The sequence below is a fragment of the Rhizobium sp. P40RR-XXII genome, assembly GCF_012641405.1.
GTDB lineage: Bacteria > Pseudomonadota > Alphaproteobacteria > Rhizobiales > Rhizobiaceae > Rhizobium.
The window spans coordinates 78,740-94,589 of the sequence record NZ_JABAII010000006.1 but is presented as its reverse complement, the minus strand read 5'-3'; the positions used below and the strand labels follow the sequence as shown (position 1 = coordinate 94,589).

General features: G+C 59.9%; 12 protein-coding genes. 4 read left to right on the top strand and 8 right to left on the bottom strand.

Annotation, left to right across the window (positions count from 1 at the left end; all coding sequences use genetic code 11):
* Positions 1 to 41: 41 nt before the first annotated feature.
* Both HGP16_RS13485 and HGP16_RS13480 read right to left on the bottom strand, forming a co-directional pair.
* Positions 42 to 536, bottom strand: a complete 495-nt coding sequence (locus HGP16_RS13485) for an Lrp/AsnC family transcriptional regulator (RefSeq protein ID WP_168840529.1) — start codon at positions 534 to 536, stop codon at positions 42 to 44.
* A 293-nt stretch (positions 537 to 829) separates the two neighbouring features.
* Complete coding sequence (locus HGP16_RS13480; protein ID WP_168840528.1) at positions 830 to 2,284, bottom strand: MFS transporter; 1,455 nt, start codon at positions 2,282 to 2,284, stop codon at positions 830 to 832.
* Positions 2,285 to 2,396: 112 nt separating this feature from the next.
* Between HGP16_RS13480 and HGP16_RS13475 the strand changes: the two genes are divergently transcribed.
* Together HGP16_RS13475 and HGP16_RS13470 are read left to right on the top strand one after the other, a co-directional pair.
* Positions 2,397 to 3,272 carry a helix-turn-helix transcriptional regulator gene (locus tag HGP16_RS13475; RefSeq protein WP_168840527.1) on the top strand — a complete coding sequence of 292 codons (876 nt, stop codon included), beginning with the start codon at positions 2,397 to 2,399 and terminating at the stop codon, positions 3,270 to 3,272.
* Between the two features lie 348 nt (positions 3,273 to 3,620).
* Positions 3,621 to 4,919 carry an MFS transporter gene (locus HGP16_RS13470; protein WP_168840526.1) on the top strand — a complete coding sequence of 433 codons (1,299 nt, stop codon included), beginning with the start codon at positions 3,621 to 3,623 and terminating at the stop codon, positions 4,917 to 4,919.
* Between the two features lie 82 nt (positions 4,920 to 5,001).
* Here the strand turns inward: HGP16_RS13470 and HGP16_RS13465 are convergent, their stop codons facing one another.
* From HGP16_RS13465 to HGP16_RS13440, 6 genes are all read right to left on the bottom strand, one after another.
* The gene (locus HGP16_RS13465) at positions 5,002 to 7,098 is read right to left on the bottom strand and encodes a carboxy terminal-processing peptidase (RefSeq protein ID WP_168840525.1); all 2,097 of its coding nucleotides are present in this window, start codon (positions 7,096 to 7,098) and stop codon (positions 5,002 to 5,004) included.
* Positions 7,099 to 7,339: 241 nt separating this feature from the next.
* On the bottom strand, positions 7,340 to 7,717 hold the full coding sequence (locus HGP16_RS13460; RefSeq protein ID WP_168840524.1) for a hypothetical protein: 378 nt from the start codon (positions 7,715 to 7,717) through the stop codon (positions 7,340 to 7,342).
* 272 nt (positions 7,718 to 7,989) lie between these two features.
* Entirely contained in the window at positions 7,990 to 9,462 is a 1,473-nt protein-coding gene (locus tag HGP16_RS13455) for a nucleobase:cation symporter-2 family protein (RefSeq protein WP_168840523.1), read from the bottom strand.
* A 224-nt stretch (positions 9,463 to 9,686) separates the two neighbouring features.
* Positions 9,687 to 11,102: an MFS transporter gene (locus tag HGP16_RS13450; RefSeq protein ID WP_168840522.1), complete on the bottom strand. Its 1,416-nt coding sequence runs from the start codon at positions 11,100 to 11,102 to the stop codon at positions 9,687 to 9,689.
* Positions 11,103 to 11,143: 41 nt separating this feature from the next.
* Positions 11,144 to 12,181, bottom strand: coding sequence for an L-idonate 5-dehydrogenase (locus HGP16_RS13445; RefSeq protein ID WP_168840521.1), 1,038 nt, complete (start codon positions 12,179 to 12,181; stop codon positions 11,144 to 11,146).
* A gap of 99 nt (positions 12,182 to 12,280) precedes the next feature.
* Positions 12,281 to 13,018 carry a GntR family transcriptional regulator gene (locus tag HGP16_RS13440; RefSeq protein ID WP_168840520.1) on the bottom strand — a complete coding sequence of 246 codons (738 nt, stop codon included), beginning with the start codon at positions 13,016 to 13,018 and terminating at the stop codon, positions 12,281 to 12,283.
* A gap of 100 nt (positions 13,019 to 13,118) precedes the next feature.
* Here HGP16_RS13440 and uxuA point away from each other — a divergent pair, with 100 nt between their 5' ends.
* Positions 13,119 to 14,336: a mannonate dehydratase gene (uxuA, locus tag HGP16_RS13435; RefSeq protein ID WP_168840519.1), complete on the top strand. Its 1,218-nt coding sequence runs from the start codon at positions 13,119 to 13,121 to the stop codon at positions 14,334 to 14,336.
* Complete coding sequence (locus HGP16_RS13430) at positions 14,333 to 15,808, top strand: mannitol dehydrogenase family protein (protein WP_168840518.1); 1,476 nt, start codon at positions 14,333 to 14,335, stop codon at positions 15,806 to 15,808. Before uxuA ends, HGP16_RS13430 begins: the two co-directional genes overlap by 4 nt.
* Positions 15,809 to 15,850 lie beyond the last annotated feature (42 nt).

Sequence of the window (15,850 nt, the reverse complement as noted above, 5' to 3'; positions counted from 1 at the left end):
GAGAAAGCAGCTAAAGAGGATGGCGTCGGTAGAGAGTCTCTCTATTCGTCGCCAGACGCATCCGGAGAGAGCAGGTCGGTGACGGGCAGTGCCGTCTCCTCCTTCACGGTCTTGGTCACGATGTAGGTGAAATAGCGCTCGATGCCGAGATCGCGATCGAGGAGATCGTCGATCAGACGCTGGTAGGCGTCGATATTGGCGGCCATGATTTTCAGAATGTAGTCGACGCCGCCGCCGACGGCCCAGCAGGCTACGATTTCCGGGATGGCTGCGATTGCTCGCTCGAAGCGCTCGAAGTCGGCCTGTCGATGGTTGGCAAGTGTCAGCTCAACCATGACATTGGCGATCGGCGCGAGCCGGCGCAGCGAAAGGCGTGCATGATAGCCTGTGATGATGCCTGCCTTTTCCAGCTTGCGAAGGCGCAGCCAGCATGGCGTCGGCGACAAGCCGACCTTCTCGGCGAGCGAAAGTTTGGTGATGCGGCCATCGCGTTGAATGGCGTCCAGTATCCGCAGGTCGATTGTGTCCAGTTTCATCTAAAGCTGCTTGTCTGTCATCCGAGGTTCCAAGAGCAATGGCATTCGAAACCGGGACTGACAAGCGCGCCCAGAGCCGGATGATTTTAGGTCTGTTCGACTTAAAATCTGAATCCGCTCTAAAATCAAAGAAGTAGAGCGTGATGTCGTCCGAAAACCGCCTACACTTTTCGGCATCGCGCTCTAAGCGGAATTGAGTGATCAGTCACGCCGGCGGCAGATCCGGCATGGGAGTATTTCTGGCGTGAAGCCGCTGTTGCTGGCGGCACAGCAGCGGCAGCTTCATCGCGGCATCATTCGGGCGCCACGATCAGCGTGTCGTCGATTTCGACAGCTTCTTTTGGAAGGGCGCGCTGACGAGCCAGGCGTAGAAGCGTGGCTAGCAGCAGAATGGCCATCAGCCCGAGCTCGACGGCGATGGCCGTCACCCCCGCAGCGAGATAGAAGCTCTTATATTGCAGGACCTGTGCGAAGACGGCACCCAGGATCGCCGGCCCGAGGCCCAGCGAAACCTGCTGCATGGTGGCGAGCATGGCGCTGCCTGCGCCGGCATGTTCATGTGGCACATCGGCGAGCCCGAGGCGGTAGAAGCAGTTGACGATCAGCGCCTGACCGAACCCGATCAGGATGGTCGACGGGATGAGGTTGATGACGCCTGGTCGCGGCCAGACCATTTCCAGCGTCACGATGAGCAGGACGAGCCCGGTCATCTGGATGAGGCAGCCCGTCACCAGCATGGCTTCGCGGCGCATGCCGGCAAGCCGGGGCGTGACGAAAGCGGCCGAGACGAAATAGGAGCCGCCGAGCGCGATCAGCGCATTGCCCGATTGCAGCGGCGTCAGACCGGCGCCCGCCTGCAGCGTCAGGGCGAAGACGAACATGAAGCCGCTCCAGCAGGTGAAGAAGATGATGGCGATCAGCCCGCCGAAGCGCATGCTGGAGATGCGGGTCAGCGATGGTGGCAGGATCGGGAAGGCGCCGCGTGCCTCCTTGGCCCGCTCGATGCGCCAGAGAAGCGCCGTCAGCGGCAGGATCGGCACGAAGCCCAGCAGGCAGAGCCAGTTCCAATGCAGGGACGGGCCAAGCGCCGTCGGCAGCAGCACGGATAGCGTCAGCAATGCCAGCGTGACCATACCGGACCAGTCCACCGGGACTCTGTCTTGGCCGCGTGTCTCGGGAACATGGCGCCAGATGCTGCAAAGGATCAGGACGCAGATCGGCAGATTGATGAGGAAGATGCTGCGCCAGCCGGAGCCGGCGATATTGGCGGAGATGAGAAAGCCGCCGAGGACTTGGCCGACAATGAAGGCAATTCCGCCGATTGCGCTGTAGAGGGAAACCGCGCGGGCATGGTCGCGTCCGGTGAGCGTGACATGGATCGTCGCCAGCACCTGCGGCACCATCAGCGCTGCCGCAATTCCCTGCAGCGCACGGGCGACGATGAGGAAGGCGACGGATGTCGCGACGCCGCAGAGCAGCGAGGCAAGGCAGAACATCAGCACGGCCAGGCCGAACATGCGTCGGCGGCCGAAATTGTCGCCGAGGCGCGCGCCCATGGCCAGGCAGACGGCGAACGCCACGCCATAGGCGGCAACGAAGAGTTCAAGTTCGGTCTCGCCGGCGTGCAGCGAGGCAGAGATGGCGGCAAGGCCGACGTTGATGATGGAAAAATCGAGCTGCAGCAGCAATTGGCCGGCGAGCAGGATCATCAGGCCGACTTGGCCGAGCCGGATTGGTGCGGATGACATGAAGACCTCAAAGGATTTGGAAAACTGAGTCCACAGTCTTCTATACCTATGTTAAACCGGTACAAGACATCTGTTTAGACTGGTATAAAAAGTATCAGGCTGGAGAATGGACATGCACGGTACGCTCGACATAACCTCCAATCACATGCTGTCGCGTGCGCAGGAACTGGGCGAGATGCTGCGACGCCGGCGCGAAACGCTCGATCCCAAGCGATTGGGCATTGGCCGCGCAGGACGGGTTCGTACACCTGGATTGCGGCGCGAGGAAGTGGCGGCACGGGCCGATATCGGCATTACCTGGTACACGAAGCTTGAGCAGGGCCGGCCGATCCGCGTGTCGCCGCGCGTGCTCCTCTCTGTCGCACAGGCACTGGAATTCAATGAGATCGAGACGGAGCATCTGTTCAGGTTGGCGAACCTGCCCGTACCGCCCCGGCTCGAACCTCCCCGGGTCTGCGAGCCGCTGACCGCGGCAAGCCAGCACATTCTCGATCAACTCTGTCCTTATCCCGCGCTCATCCAGACGAAGCGCTACAATATCCGCGGCTTCAACGAAGCCTATCGCCGTCTCGTCGGGGTGGACCTGAATGCGCTCCCACCCGAAGATCGAAACTGCATCTACCTATCCCTCGTCAATCCTGCCTGGCGTGCAAGCCAGGCCGACCCCGACGAGATGCTGGCCAACATGGCCGCCCTGTTTCGTGCCTCTATGGCGGAACATCTCGACGATCCTGTCTGGGAGCGGCAGCTGGAGCGCTATATGAGCGCCTCGGATCAGTTCCGCATCGTCTGGGACCGCTACCAGCTCAAAGGCATCGAGAACGTTGTCAAGCGCTTCCGTCTTGCCGACGGTACGATCCTTGCGCTGCAATCCAACAATTGGTGGGCAAGCCCCAGCAATGACGACCGCATGATCGTCTACACGCCCGTCGATGAGATCGGAGCCGAAAGGCTGAAAACCATGATGAAACGCAAGCGTACCTGCTGAGGGATTTGGCGTTAATGCCCTACCGTCGAACGGGCCGCGATTGCCAGAACCTCGCGTCGTTCATGGTCCGATCACCATATAATCATTGGCCCTATAGCCGGATGATTTTAGGTCGAATCGACCTGAAATCTGAATCCGCTCTAGAATCAAAGAAGTAGAGCGTAATGCCGTCCAAAAACCGCCTACACTTTTCGGCATCACGCTCTAACTCGATGGCATTTCCGCCATAGCAACACCAGGCGTAACTGTGACGCGTCGACGTACGAAGACATGGCGCTCCGCTCGCTGGGAACCTTTTGCGGCCGGGTGCTGTTCATCTGACGATTTCAGGAACGATATGGTTATCCTTTGCCGCGCTCATCGCCTTTTGACCAGCAAGCTCGCGCACTCATCTCGCTCGCGCTCCTCAACTTCTTCATGGCCGATGTTCAGGCAGGCATCGGCCCCTTTCTTGGTGTCTTCCTGATCGCGCATGGCTGGCAAAGCGGATCGATCGGTTCGGTCATGACGATCGGCGGCTTTGCCGGCATGCTGATGATGGCGCCGGCCGGGGCCTTCATCGATGAGACGACGCACAAGCGCGCGTGCGTTATCGTGCTTGGCATCTGCACCGTGCTGGCCTCCATGATCATATTGTTGTCACAGGTCTTCTGGGTTGTGGCGCTGTCCCAGATTGCGACTGCCGTTGCGGGCGCCGCGATCGGCCCGGCTCTCAGCGGGATTACCCTCGGTATCGCGCGGCAAGCCGGCTTCAATCGGCAGACTGGTTACAATCAAGCTTTCAACCATGCCGGCAATTTGGTCGGCGCCGCTTTGTCAGGATGGCTCGGCTGGATGTTCGGACTAACGGCGGTATTCTGGCTTTCCGCCGTATTCGGCGTGCTCACCATCGGTTCCGTTCTGATGATTCCGCCCGCCGCGATCGACGATAACGAGGCGCGGGGCGCCGTTCTTCGCGTGATCGACCTGCAAGGGGAAACGGGAACTGTAGCGCAGCGCAAACCGAGCGGTTTCGAGGTGCTTGCGGGGTCAAAGCCGCTGCTGATTCTGGCCGGTGCTCTCGCATTATTCCATCTCGGTAACGGGGCGATGCTGCCGCTCTACGGGCTTGCCGTGGTCTCCGCCAAGCGGGGCGATCCGGCGGCTTTTGTTGCCCTGACCGTCGTAGTGGCACAGGGCACCATGATCATCACCTCGTTGATCGCGATGCATATGGCGGAAAAGAGGGGGCAGTGGCTCGTGCTGCTGGTCTCCTTCATGTCTTTGCCGGTCCGCGGTTTTGTCGCGGCCCACCTGATTACCGCCTGGGGCGTATATCCGGTCCAAATCCTCGATGGCGTCGGCGCGGGCCTGCAGAGTGTCGCCGTGCCGGCGCTGGTCGCACGCATCCTGAACGGAACCGGCCGCATTAATGCCGGCCAGGGCATTGTGATGACCGTACAAGGTGTCGGCGCTTCCTTGAGTCCAGCCATAGGCGGTTGGCTCGCGCAGGAAATTGGTTATAGCGCGATGTTCGTGATTTTGGGAAGCTTCGCGCTGGGGTCGATTGCGCTCTGGGCCGGTTTTCATGGAATCCTGCGCGCCGCTGCCGCGGCGCCTAAACCCATCCAGGTCGCATCATCCAGATTACATGAGGGAATGTCCTGAACCTATTACGGTTGCCTGCCAGTCGAGGGAGAGATCGCGGTTTACCGCGATCTCTCCCTTATACAAACCCTTTGTTTCCGCGCTACTGAGCCGCCGTCTTCGGCGCTCCCGCCTGCAGGATCGCCTCATCGGCGAGGATTGCGGCAGCCTCGTTCTGCAGCACGTCCTTTGCATTCTTGCGGGCTTTCTCGATGGCGATATCGGCGCTCAGGCTGCGTTCGTTGGCCTGCAGGCCGTCGTCCTCGCCGGTATCCACGCCATCATTGATCTGGTCGCGCGACTTGAGGCGATTTGCCTGAGCGGCCATTTCGTTGCGACGTTCGGTTTCGTTGAGGGAAATGACCTGTTTGTCGCGCTGTGCTTTCAGCACGGCGATGTCTTCGACAAAGCGCTGGAAATCCTTATCGTTCTGCACGCGCGCTTCATGGCGGCTTTGCAGTTGCGGCAGCAATGCCTTTACGTTGCCGGCCGGCGCATATTTGGCCGGCTTGACCTGCGTCCACGGCAGGGCATTGTCATAGCTCGATTCACCAAAGCTCTTTGGATCCGAAAGACCCGGCAGGCTGATGTCGGGCGTCACGCCGCGCAGCTGCGTCGTGCCGCCATCGACCCGGAAAAACTGGGCCACAGTCAATTTCAGTTCGCCGAATTTCGGCTTGGCGTTATGGGCAACCTGGTCGAGATTAACAACGGTCTGCACCGTGCCCTTGCCAAAGCTCGGTTCGCCGACGATCACGCCTCGGCCATAATCCTGTATCGCCGCGGCAAAAATCTCGGAAGCCGACGCCGAGCCGCGATTGATCAGCACACCGACCGGACCAGTCCAGGCGGGGGTGGAAAGATCGTCGTTTTCCACTTCCACCTGGCCGTCCGCATTGCGCTGCTGAACCACCGGACCTTTGCCGACAAACAGACCCGTCAAATCGATCGCTTCGGCGAGCGAGCCGCCGCCATTGTTTCTAAGGTCAATGAGAACGCCTTCGACCTTGTCCTGCTTCAGCTCATCGAGAAGCTTGGCGACGTCGCGGCTCGCGCTTCGGTAATCCTTGTCGCCCTTTCGCCGCGCTTCGAAGTCTTCATAGAATGCCGGCAGGGTGATGACACCGATCTTGCGGCTGGCATCGCCATCCTTGACCGACAGGATGGTCTTCTTGGCAGCCTGCTTGTCGAGGCTGATCTTGTCACGCAGCAGGCTGATGACGTGATGCTTGCCATCAGGGCCGGCATCCGCCGGCAGGATATCTAGGCGCACGACGGAACCCTTCGCGCCGCGTATCATCTGCACGATTTCGTCGAGGCGGGTCCCCACCACTTCCTTGATCGCGCCGTTCTCGCCTTGGCCGACACCTATAATACGATCGCCGACGGCGAGCTTGCCGGACAACTGCGCCGGGCCGCCCGCCACGAGCTCGCGGATCGTCGTGTAATCATCTCTTTCCTGTAGCACCGCGCCTATCCCGACCAGCGAGAGCTTCATGGAAATATCGAATTCAGCCGAAGCGGTCGCGCCGAAATAGTCGGTGTGCGGATCGACCGACGTCGTATAGGCATCCATGAACGACTGGAACACGTCGTCGCTCTTGTACTTGTAGGCACGCTCGAGCGAATTTTCGTAGCGTTTGTCGAGCGTGTCGCGAATGGTGGCATCATCCTTGCCGGCCAATTTCAGGCGCAGCCAGTCGTTCTTGACACGTTTGCGCCACAGGTCGTTGCTTTCCGCTTCGGATTGCGGCCAAGGCTGTTTGTCGCGCACCAGGGGATAATCTTCCTGCACGCTGAAATCAAACTTCTGCTTGAGCAGGCTGCGCGCATAGCTCATGCGGTCGACCACCCGCTGCTCATACACGTTGAAAATGGAAAACGGGATATTCAGGTCTTCCTGGTTGATGGCGTCGTCGATCTTGGTGCTGCCGGCCATGAACTTGTCGATATCTGCCTGCGAGAAGATGATCCGGTCCGGGTCCAGGGATTTGATGAACCGGTTCATGACCTTGGCCGATAGAGCATCATCCAGCGGAACTGGCCTGTAATGGAAACGGGTGAGGAATTCTGCGCTCAAATGAGCGGCCTGCGCCTGTTGCGGCAGTGGCGTCAAAATTGGCGGCGAACCTGCTTCCAGGGCATATGCCGACGGAGCAATTGCCAGGAAAAGGCAGAGTAAACCATATTTCATACGCATCAAATCTTGGCCCGATTCTGGATCGTTGAGTGTTCGGTATATGATCTAGGTGGAACAATTATGGTTTTTTGGCAACCAAACGATGCTCTCCTTGCGGAAAGATTTTTCCAAACACCGCCGGGAGAGCCAGCCGCCGACATCTTCGGAAAGCAGTTTATGAGCGGTTCCAACCCGGTCTGCGTGAGCGTCGGCAAGCTCTGCGAAGCAGGTTCTGAACGAACCCAGACAGGGCGTGACGTCGTCAGACCTCCATGACGTCTTCGAAGGCCTCCGGAAAATTTTCGCGCGCCAGCTTTTCGTTGATGACAAGCATCGCCTCATAGGACATCGGATCGAAATCCTTGTCAGCCGCCACGACCTCACGTCCAAAGAGCAGGTTCAGACGGGCCGCGTCGAGGTTACCGCGCTCGAATGGTTCTGCTCCGAATTGGTGCCAGAGCGCGTGCAGGAAGGCCGCGTCGACACGGTGTTCCTGCGATCCCGGCCGCGCGCGGCGAGGAAGCTGCTTGATCGGCGTCACGCCCCTGGGGTTCGCGCGGCGAATGGTGAATTGGATGCCTGTTCCTGGCATGCCGGATGGAAAGCCGCGGTGCTTTGTCATATCGGAAAGCTTGGCCATGGCTATCGTTCCTGCTCGCTACGAGGTTCTGTCTGGCCCCTTCCAACGCCGGGGCAATTCGATGGAGAGGGTTATGCGGGCGCACTTTGTCGTGATTTCCGCCGCTCCGTCAATCCCGAGACCGGGCTTTCAAAGGGTTTAGTCCGGTTGTCGTGCTGGGACTGATCCACCTCGCTCATGCGCCACATCGGGGTAGATGATTCCCGAGGCTGAATGATAAATGGCTTGAAAGCAGGCGCACTTTCAAGCAAGTCGATTGATGGATATGGCGGTCAATGGGCTTCCGCGGCGATCAGCGGAACCTCTGCGCCGTTGGCATCATAGAGCCTGCCGTTCAGAAAGTAATCGCCGTCATGGAGAATGGCGATATCCTGAAAGCGGATCAGACGCTCCGTTCCCGCGACGAAAACCGACTGCTGGTCCGAGTTGCCGGCCTTCAGATGGTTGAACAGAAGGTTGAGCGTGATTGCCATCAATGCTGCTGAGCTTATGCCGGAGTGGAAAACGGTGATGACCCACGCAGGAAAATGCTCATAGAAGCCCGGAGATGCGATCGGGATCATCCCGAATCCGATCGAAGTCGCCACGATGATGAGGTTCATGTTGTTGTCGTAGTCGACCTTGGCGAGAGTCCGGATCCCGCTCGCGGCCACCGTTCCGAACAGAACGAGGCCTGCTCCTCCAAGCACGGAACTCGGGACGGCCGCCACGATGCGGCCGACGACCGGGAGCAGTCCGAGAGCGACGAGAAAGAGCCCACCGGTTGCCACGACATATCGGCTCTTGACCCCGGTCACCGCGACAAGGCCGACGTTCTGGGCAAAGGCGCTCTGCGTGAAGGAACCGACGACAGGGGCAAGGATGCTGGAGAGCATATCGGCACGCAGGCCGTTGCCGAGCCGGCGGGCATCGACCTTGGTGCCGACGATTTCGCCGACGGCAAGAATATCGGCGGAAGTCTCAACGAGCGTCACCATGACAACGATGAACATCGAGACGATCGCCGCCGTATCGAAGACCGGATAACCGAAGTGGAAGATCTGCGGCAGGGCGAGGAAGGGACCAGTCATGACCCGCGAGAAGTCGGCAATGCCCATGGCATAAGCGATGCCGGTGCCGATGACGATCGCGAGTAGGATGGAGAGCCTCGATATGGCCGCACTCCCCAGCTTGCTGAGCAGCAAGACGATCGCGAGTGTCACGGCCGCGAGCTGGATATTGGCCTGGCTGCCGAAATCCGGTGCATTCCTGTTGCCGCCCATGGCCCAGCCTGCCGCAACCGGCATGAGCGTGAGCCCGATGGTCGTAATGACAATGCCGGTGACCAGCGGTGGAAAGAAGCGCGTGATGCGCGAAAATACCGGCGTGATGGCGAGGCCGATGAATGAGGCCGCGATAACGGCGCCAAGAACAGACTGAATGCCGCCATGTCCGGTAATGGCAATCATCGTCGCGACGCCGGAAAAGGACACGCCTTGCACAAGAGGCAGGCGGCTGCCGAAGAACGGTATCCCGATCGTCTGCAGGATGGTGGCCAGGCCGCCCGCAAACAGAGAGGCCGTCACGAGCAGGCCGATGTCGGTTGGCGAGAGGCCGGATGCCTGACCGAGTATCAATGGAACGGCAACGATGCCGCCATACATCGTCAGAACATGCTGAAGGCCGTAGGCGAGGTTTGCGCCAAGGCTGAGTTTTTCGTCCTCGGGGGACAGGGATGCTGTATTTTCCTCTGCGGTTGCTGCCAAGGTAATCTCCTCCATACCTTTGCGTTTCTCATTTCCTCCAAATGAGAAGGGTAAGTTACGGTGACTGGCTCCGCGTGACTTTATAGAAAAATGCGAAACACCTTACCGGTGGGTGAGGGGCCGCGTGGCTCGGCGGGTTTCGGAGCCGTGTCGGTAGCGCATGCTCCGCCTATGCCGGATGCCACCGAAGGTTCAGCTCCGGTGGCTTCCGTCGTCACAAGCCTTTATTGGGGATCGGACAATTCTTCGGTTTCGACGTAGCCATAGACTTCTGGCAATATAAACTTGGCCGCGAGAAATCCTATCAGCGACAGGATCGCCACCGAGAAGGTCGCGCCAGCCTTGCCGAACTGCTCGCTGAGGATGGGAAACACGAAGGCGCCGAAGAAAGAAGCTCCCTTGACGAAGACGTAGCCGAAACCCGACGCCGTCGCCTTGAAACGGCTTGGGGCGACCATGGACGATATGGTCATACCGTTGGACGCGTCCCAATAATGGCCCCACATAAGAATGCAGGCGCCGACGACGATGATGATCTTCCAGTCATACTGGATGCCGAGGCCGCCCAGGATGAGGCCGAAAAATGCAAGGCCGAAACCCCACATGGCAACGCCGCGATGGCCGATCTTGGGAAGCATGAGAGGCGCCACATAGCCGGAAATCGTCGCAAGGCAGAAGATCAGCGCCGTCACCATGTTCGTGCCGGTGATATTGCCGTCGCTCGATACGCCGACACCGCTCAGCACCAGGATAACAGGCAGGTAGAAGCCCCAGGCGGTAAATTCCGCGCCCTGGCATGCGTTGGAAATCCATGAGAAGATCGTCGCCCGCTTCTTGATCGGATCTGCCCAGATAACCTTGAGGAAATCGCCGAGCTTAGGCTTGGGGGGGTTCACATCCTCGTTCGGAAGCATGTCGAGCGGATCGTCGAACAGTCGCTTGGAAACCTCCTTGGCTTTTCTGAAATGGCCGCGCTGCAAGAGGGAAAGCGGCGTCTCCGGCAGATCGAGGCGCCAGAACAGCAGGATCGCCGCGGGAACGGCGCCGAGTGCGAGAGCGACGCGCCACAATAGCGAATGGTCCATGCCGATGACATACATCACCGTGATGATGATAATGGCGAATACCTCGCCGAGCCCGAACATGAACTGCCAACGGCTGCCCATCTGTTCGCGCTTGCCCTTGGACATCGATTCCATGATGTAGGCATAGCCATTGGAGATGTCGCTGCCGAGCGGAATACCGATCAGGAAGCGTATGAGGATCAGCTCCCATATGTCGCGCACGAAAGCCTGCGCGATCGCCAGGATGATGAACAGGATCATCGTGCCGATGAAGACCTTTTTCCGTCCGAAATAGTCGGCAAAAATCCCCCCGAGCAGCGCACCGATCAAGGCGCCGCCTTGGACGGCGGCGGTGGCAAGACCGAGCTGTGCCGCCGTCGGATTGAAATCCGTCTTGATGAAGATCAGCACAAACGCGATGGCATAGAGGTCCCAGGCCTCGATGAGGATAGTTGCGATCATCATCCAGCCGCCATGCGTGCTGGATATCGTATTGGGCTTGTTTAACAGGACTCTCGTCGCTTCATCCGACAATTTCCGTATGGTTGCCGGATCATGAGTATCAATTGCTGCCATTCACTCCTCCTCCATATTGTCGATCATTGCGCCTTGATTGCTTATGTCGCGAAGCTGAGCTGCACCTTCATTTGCGTGGTCCGGTCGCGGACGATATCGAACGCCTCGCGGATGTGTTCCATCGGTATCGTCGAGGTGATGATCGGCCGCACATCGATGCGCCGCTCCGCTATCATCCGGGCGGCTAGAGCATATTCGCTGTGGAAGCGATGCGTGCCGATCAGCCGGATCTCCTTTCCGACCAGGGCATTGAACGGAATATGCGAGCCGTTGCTAACACCGACCGCAACGATGGTGCCGCGCGGCTTCACGATAGGAAACAGACTGCCCAGAGCGATGCCGGATCCGGTGCATTCGAAACCGACATCGAAGTATCCCTTGTCTTCGGAATAGCTGGCGAGGCGATCGCCGTCGCCGCCATTGATGGTCAGGGCGGCTCCCATTTTCTCCGCCGCCTTCAACGGAGCCTCCGCCAGGTCGACCGCAACGACTTCGCGCGCGCCTGCCATGCGTGCCGCTCCGATCAGTAGGGCGCCGATCGGACCTGCTCCCATAACCACCACGCTCTTGCCAAGCAGGCTGCCGGCATTGTTGATGGCATGAAGACCGACCGAGAGTGGCTCCGCGCAGGCCGCCTCGTCCAGGCTTGCCTCACCGACGGGCTCGCATTGAAAATCCTCGATGACAATGAGATCACGAAAGCCGCCATCGCAATGCGGCTTGCGCATCGCGCTTCCGAAGAATTGCATTTCCAGGCAATGCTGCTGTTGTCCGATCTGACAGAAGTGGCAGTGGCCGCAGGGCCGGCTCGGGCAAAGTGCCACCCGATCCCCCGGTTTCACGTTCCCAACGCTTGCGCCGACGGCCTCAACGGTGCCGGCGACCTCGTGACCAAGAATGATCGGTTCGGTGACGCGGATGGTGCCTATCCCGCCATCCCAGAAATAATGGATATCCGATCCGCAGATCCCCCCGGCTCCAACACGCACCCGGACTTGTCTGTCGCCGATCGTACCGATCTCGCGCTCCTCGATGCGTATGTCGCCTTGAGCGTGAAGCACGCAAGCTCTCGTCTTCATGAGCTTCCTCCTGTGTGTCTTGGATGGCCATCACCGCTAGGACACGGCTCTGAGCAGCCAATCAGCGCCGCTGCCTTGGCTGCGCCGATTGCCAAACGGCTAGGTCGACGGCGTGAAAAAATCGGGATATTGCGCCGCGACCGACGGCAGATCCTCCAGGATGAGCTGCAGGTGCTGTCTCATTTCGCGCTCGGCCTCGTCCGGGGCGGAGCGTTCTATGCTGTCGACGATGGCGGTATGCTGTCGCACGAGTTTCTGCTGCGGAAAGCTTCTCAATGTAAGGTGACGCACGCGGTCCATCTGCAGCTTCACGTCCTCGATGACCTTCCAGCCATAGGACCGGCCCGCCGCGTCGGCCAGGGTCCAATGAAACTGCTCGTCCAATTTCATGAAGTCGTCCGGCCTGTCGATCGGGATTGCCGCCTGATCTTCCAGCTGCAGGCGAAGATGTCTGATCAGGCGCGCGTCGCTCTTGGTCGCAAGCTCGCGCACGATATGGGTTTCGATCGCCTCGCGCACGAAACGCGCGTCGATCACTTGAGCGATGCTGATCTTTCGAACAAAGGTACCGCGCTGTGGCCTGACTTCGAGCAGGCCGTCCTCGGCAAGCTTGATAAAGGCCTCGCGCACCGGCTGGCGGCTCGTGGTAAATCGCCCTGCAATATCCACTTCCGACATCGCGGTGCCGGGACTGAACTCGCCCCGGACGATCAACCGTCGAAGCGCTTTGTATATTTGCGGTCCCACGGGGGCCGTCGCTTCCAGCGACCATACCGTCGATCGGGTCTCGTCCGTGCGTTGCGCCGCTATTCGGGTTGGGGGTTCAATCGTCGCCATGGCTATTCACTTATAGTGGACTACCATACTAGTCAATCACAATCATGCGTGCTAATGCAATCGCACATTTAGTGATGCCGTCTCGGAAGGGAGTGATATCGTGAAGCAGACTTGGCGATGGTTCGGGCCGCGGGATCAGGTTTCGATCGACGATATGCTGCAGGCTGGCGTGCAGGGTGTTGTCAGCGCATTGCATCACGTCCCCACCGGGGCCGTGTGGTCCGCAGCCGAGATTGCCAAGCGCAAGGCCGAAATAGGCCGGATGACGGATGGCAGCCCCTCCGGTCTGGCCTGGGATGTGGTCGAAAGCCTGCCTGTTTCCGAAGATATCAAGAAGCAGAAAGGCGAGTGGCGCGAGCATATCGCAAGCTACAAGCTCAGCCTTGGCCATCTTCGCGACGCCGGCATCGAAACGATTTGCTACAATTTCATGCCGGTTCTGGATTGGACGAGAACCCATCTGAGATGGCGCCTGCCCAACGGCTCGACCTGCATGCGGTTCGATCTGGTCGATTTTGCTGCCTTCGATCTTTTTATTCTCGCCCGCGCCGCCGCCGCACAGGAGCTGCCCGACTGGCTCGTGGAGCAGGGGCGCGAGAGGCATGCTGGCATGAGTGAGGAGGAACGGCAGCGGCTGGCAAACAATATCGTCTGCGGCCTGCCGGGTGCTGCCGAAAACTTCACGCTGGCGGACGTGCGTGCCCATCTGGAGGACTATGATGATGTCTCGGCGGACCGGCTGCGGGCTCATCAGATAGATTTTCTGTCCGAAGTCGTTCCCGTGGCGGAACGGCTTGGCATGCGGCTCTGTTGCCATCCGGATGATCCACCGTTCGCGCTTCTCGGCCTGCCGCGCATCATGTCGACGGAGGCGGATTATGCGGCGCTGATGAAAGCTGTCGACAGTCCGGTAAACGGCATCACGCTGTGTACCGGATCTTTGGGCGCCCGGCCGGACAATGACCTGCCCGGCATGATGGAACGGCTCGGCGATCGCGTACATTTCCTGCACCTGCGCAACGTCCAGCGCGAATCCAGCGGTGTCTACGGCTCATTCTACGAAGCCGAGCACCTTGGAGGCGGCACCGACATGGTGGCGATGATTGCCGCCATCCTGCGCGAGGAGCGTCGGCGCGCCGCCAGCGGGCGCGCTGACTGGCAGATCCCGATGCGGCCGGATCACGGGCAGGATATTCTCGATGACCTCAAGCGCGAAGGTCAGCCCGGCTATCCCGCAATCGGTCGGCTCAAGGGGCTTGCCGAACTGCGCGGCATCGAGACAGCTTTATCCCATCCCTCGGCAGGGCTGCGGGCATGACCGATCGAAAACGCCTGTCTTCGCTCGCCGATATAGCCGGCTCCGCGTCAAGGCCCGGCTATGAGCCAAGCCGTCATGGTTGCGGCATCGTGCATTTGGGCGTCGGTGCGTTCCATCGTGCGCATCAGGCCGATTATACGGATGCGGCGCTTGCCGCTCGCGGCGGTGATTGGCGTATCGTCGGCGTGAGCCTTCGCGGCCATGACGTTGCCGACGCCCTCAATCCGCAAAACGGCCTCTACACGCTGATCGAACGCGATGCTGCCAGGGCACGTGCAAGGGTCATCGGCAGCATCGAACGCGTCATCGCCGCGAGCCGTGAGCCTGCCGCGCTGATGCAGGCGCTTGTGGATCCGGCGACGCGTATCGTGTCGATGACCGTGACGGAGAAGGCCTACGGCATCGATCGCGCCAGGATGACGGCCGATCTCAACCATTCCGCCGTTGCGGCAGATCTGGCAAAACCTGCGCAGCCGACTGGCGTACTCGGCGTTCTGACGGAGGCGCTAAAGCGACGGCGCGCATCCGGCACGGCGCCTTTCACCGTGCTGTGCTGCGATAATCTGCCTGACAACGGAGCTTTCGTCCGGGCTGGTGTTATTGATTTTACCCGCAGATTCGACCCGGCGCTTGCCGACTGGATCGCAACGGATGTCGCCTTTCCGTCAAGCATGGTCGATCGCATCACACCTGCGGCAACCCAGCGGACGCTCGACGATGCCCAGCAAATAACGGGCTATGTGGACCATGCCGCGATCGAAACCGAGCCTTTTCGGCAATGGGTGATCGAGGATCGCTTTCCAAGCGGACGCCCGGCCTGGGAGACAGGCGGCGCATTGTTTGTCGATGACGTGCGTCCCTATGAGACGATGAAGCTGCGCATGCTCAACGGATCGCATTCGATGCTGGCTTATGCGGGGTTCCTGACTGGCCGGCGCTATGTCCGCGATACGGTCGGCCCGGCCGGTTTCCGACCGTTGATCATGCGGCATCTGAGCGCTGCGGCTTCGACGCTTCGGCCGTTACCCGGCATAGAACTCGATGTTTATGCGGCGGATATTCTTGCCCGCTTCGCCAATCCGGCCATTGCCCACGAGACCCGCCAGATTGCAATGGATGGTACTGAGAAGTTGCCGCAGCGCCTGCTGACACCGGCCGCCGAACTCTTGGCCGAAGACGCGGATATAGGGCCCTTCGCTTTCGCCGTTGCAGCCTGGATGCGCTATTGTCTCGGGCGCCTGGACGACGGCACGGTCTATGCCCTCAACGACCCGCGCGAGACCGATATCGCCAAGGCTGTTTCGAGCAGCCGCTCGCCGTCGGACTTGGCCAAGGCGTTGCATGCCCTTCCAGGCCTATTTCCTGACCGCCTTCGCTCTGATCCCCAATGGCTGAATGCCGTGTCGTCCCGGCTTGGCAAGATGATGAGGGATGGGATGCAGGCGGCGGTTGCTTCCGAACTGGTGCATTAGCATGCGACTGATGCCGTCTTAGATGACGAGCACAGTCTCAAA

Bases quoted from the DNA above. Each gene is read 5' to 3' on its own strand.
- HGP16_RS13485 (WP_168840529.1), bottom strand. From the start codon at position 536: ATGAAACTGGACACAATCGACCTGCGGATACTGGACGCCATTCAACGC.
- HGP16_RS13450 (WP_168840522.1), bottom strand. From the start codon at position 11,102: ATGGCAGCAATTGATACTCATGATCCGGCAACCATACGGAAATTGTCG.
- HGP16_RS13480 (WP_168840528.1), bottom strand. From the start codon at position 2,284: ATGTCATCCGCACCAATCCGGCTCGGCCAAGTCGGCCTGATGATCCTG.
- HGP16_RS13445 (WP_168840521.1), bottom strand. From the start codon at position 12,181: ATGAAGACGAGAGCTTGCGTGCTTCACGCTCAAGGCGACATACGCATC.
- HGP16_RS13475 (WP_168840527.1), top strand. From the start codon at position 2,397: ATGCACGGTACGCTCGACATAACCTCCAATCACATGCTGTCGCGTGCG.
- HGP16_RS13440 (WP_168840520.1), bottom strand. From the start codon at position 13,018: ATGGCGACGATTGAACCCCCAACCCGAATAGCGGCGCAACGCACGGAC.
- HGP16_RS13465 (WP_168840525.1), bottom strand. From the start codon at position 7,098: ATGCGTATGAAATATGGTTTACTCTGCCTTTTCCTGGCAATTGCTCCG.
- HGP16_RS13430 (WP_168840518.1), top strand. From the start codon at position 14,333: ATGACCGATCGAAAACGCCTGTCTTCGCTCGCCGATATAGCCGGCTCC.
- HGP16_RS13460 (WP_168840524.1), bottom strand. From the start codon at position 7,717: ATGGCCAAGCTTTCCGATATGACAAAGCACCGCGGCTTTCCATCCGGC.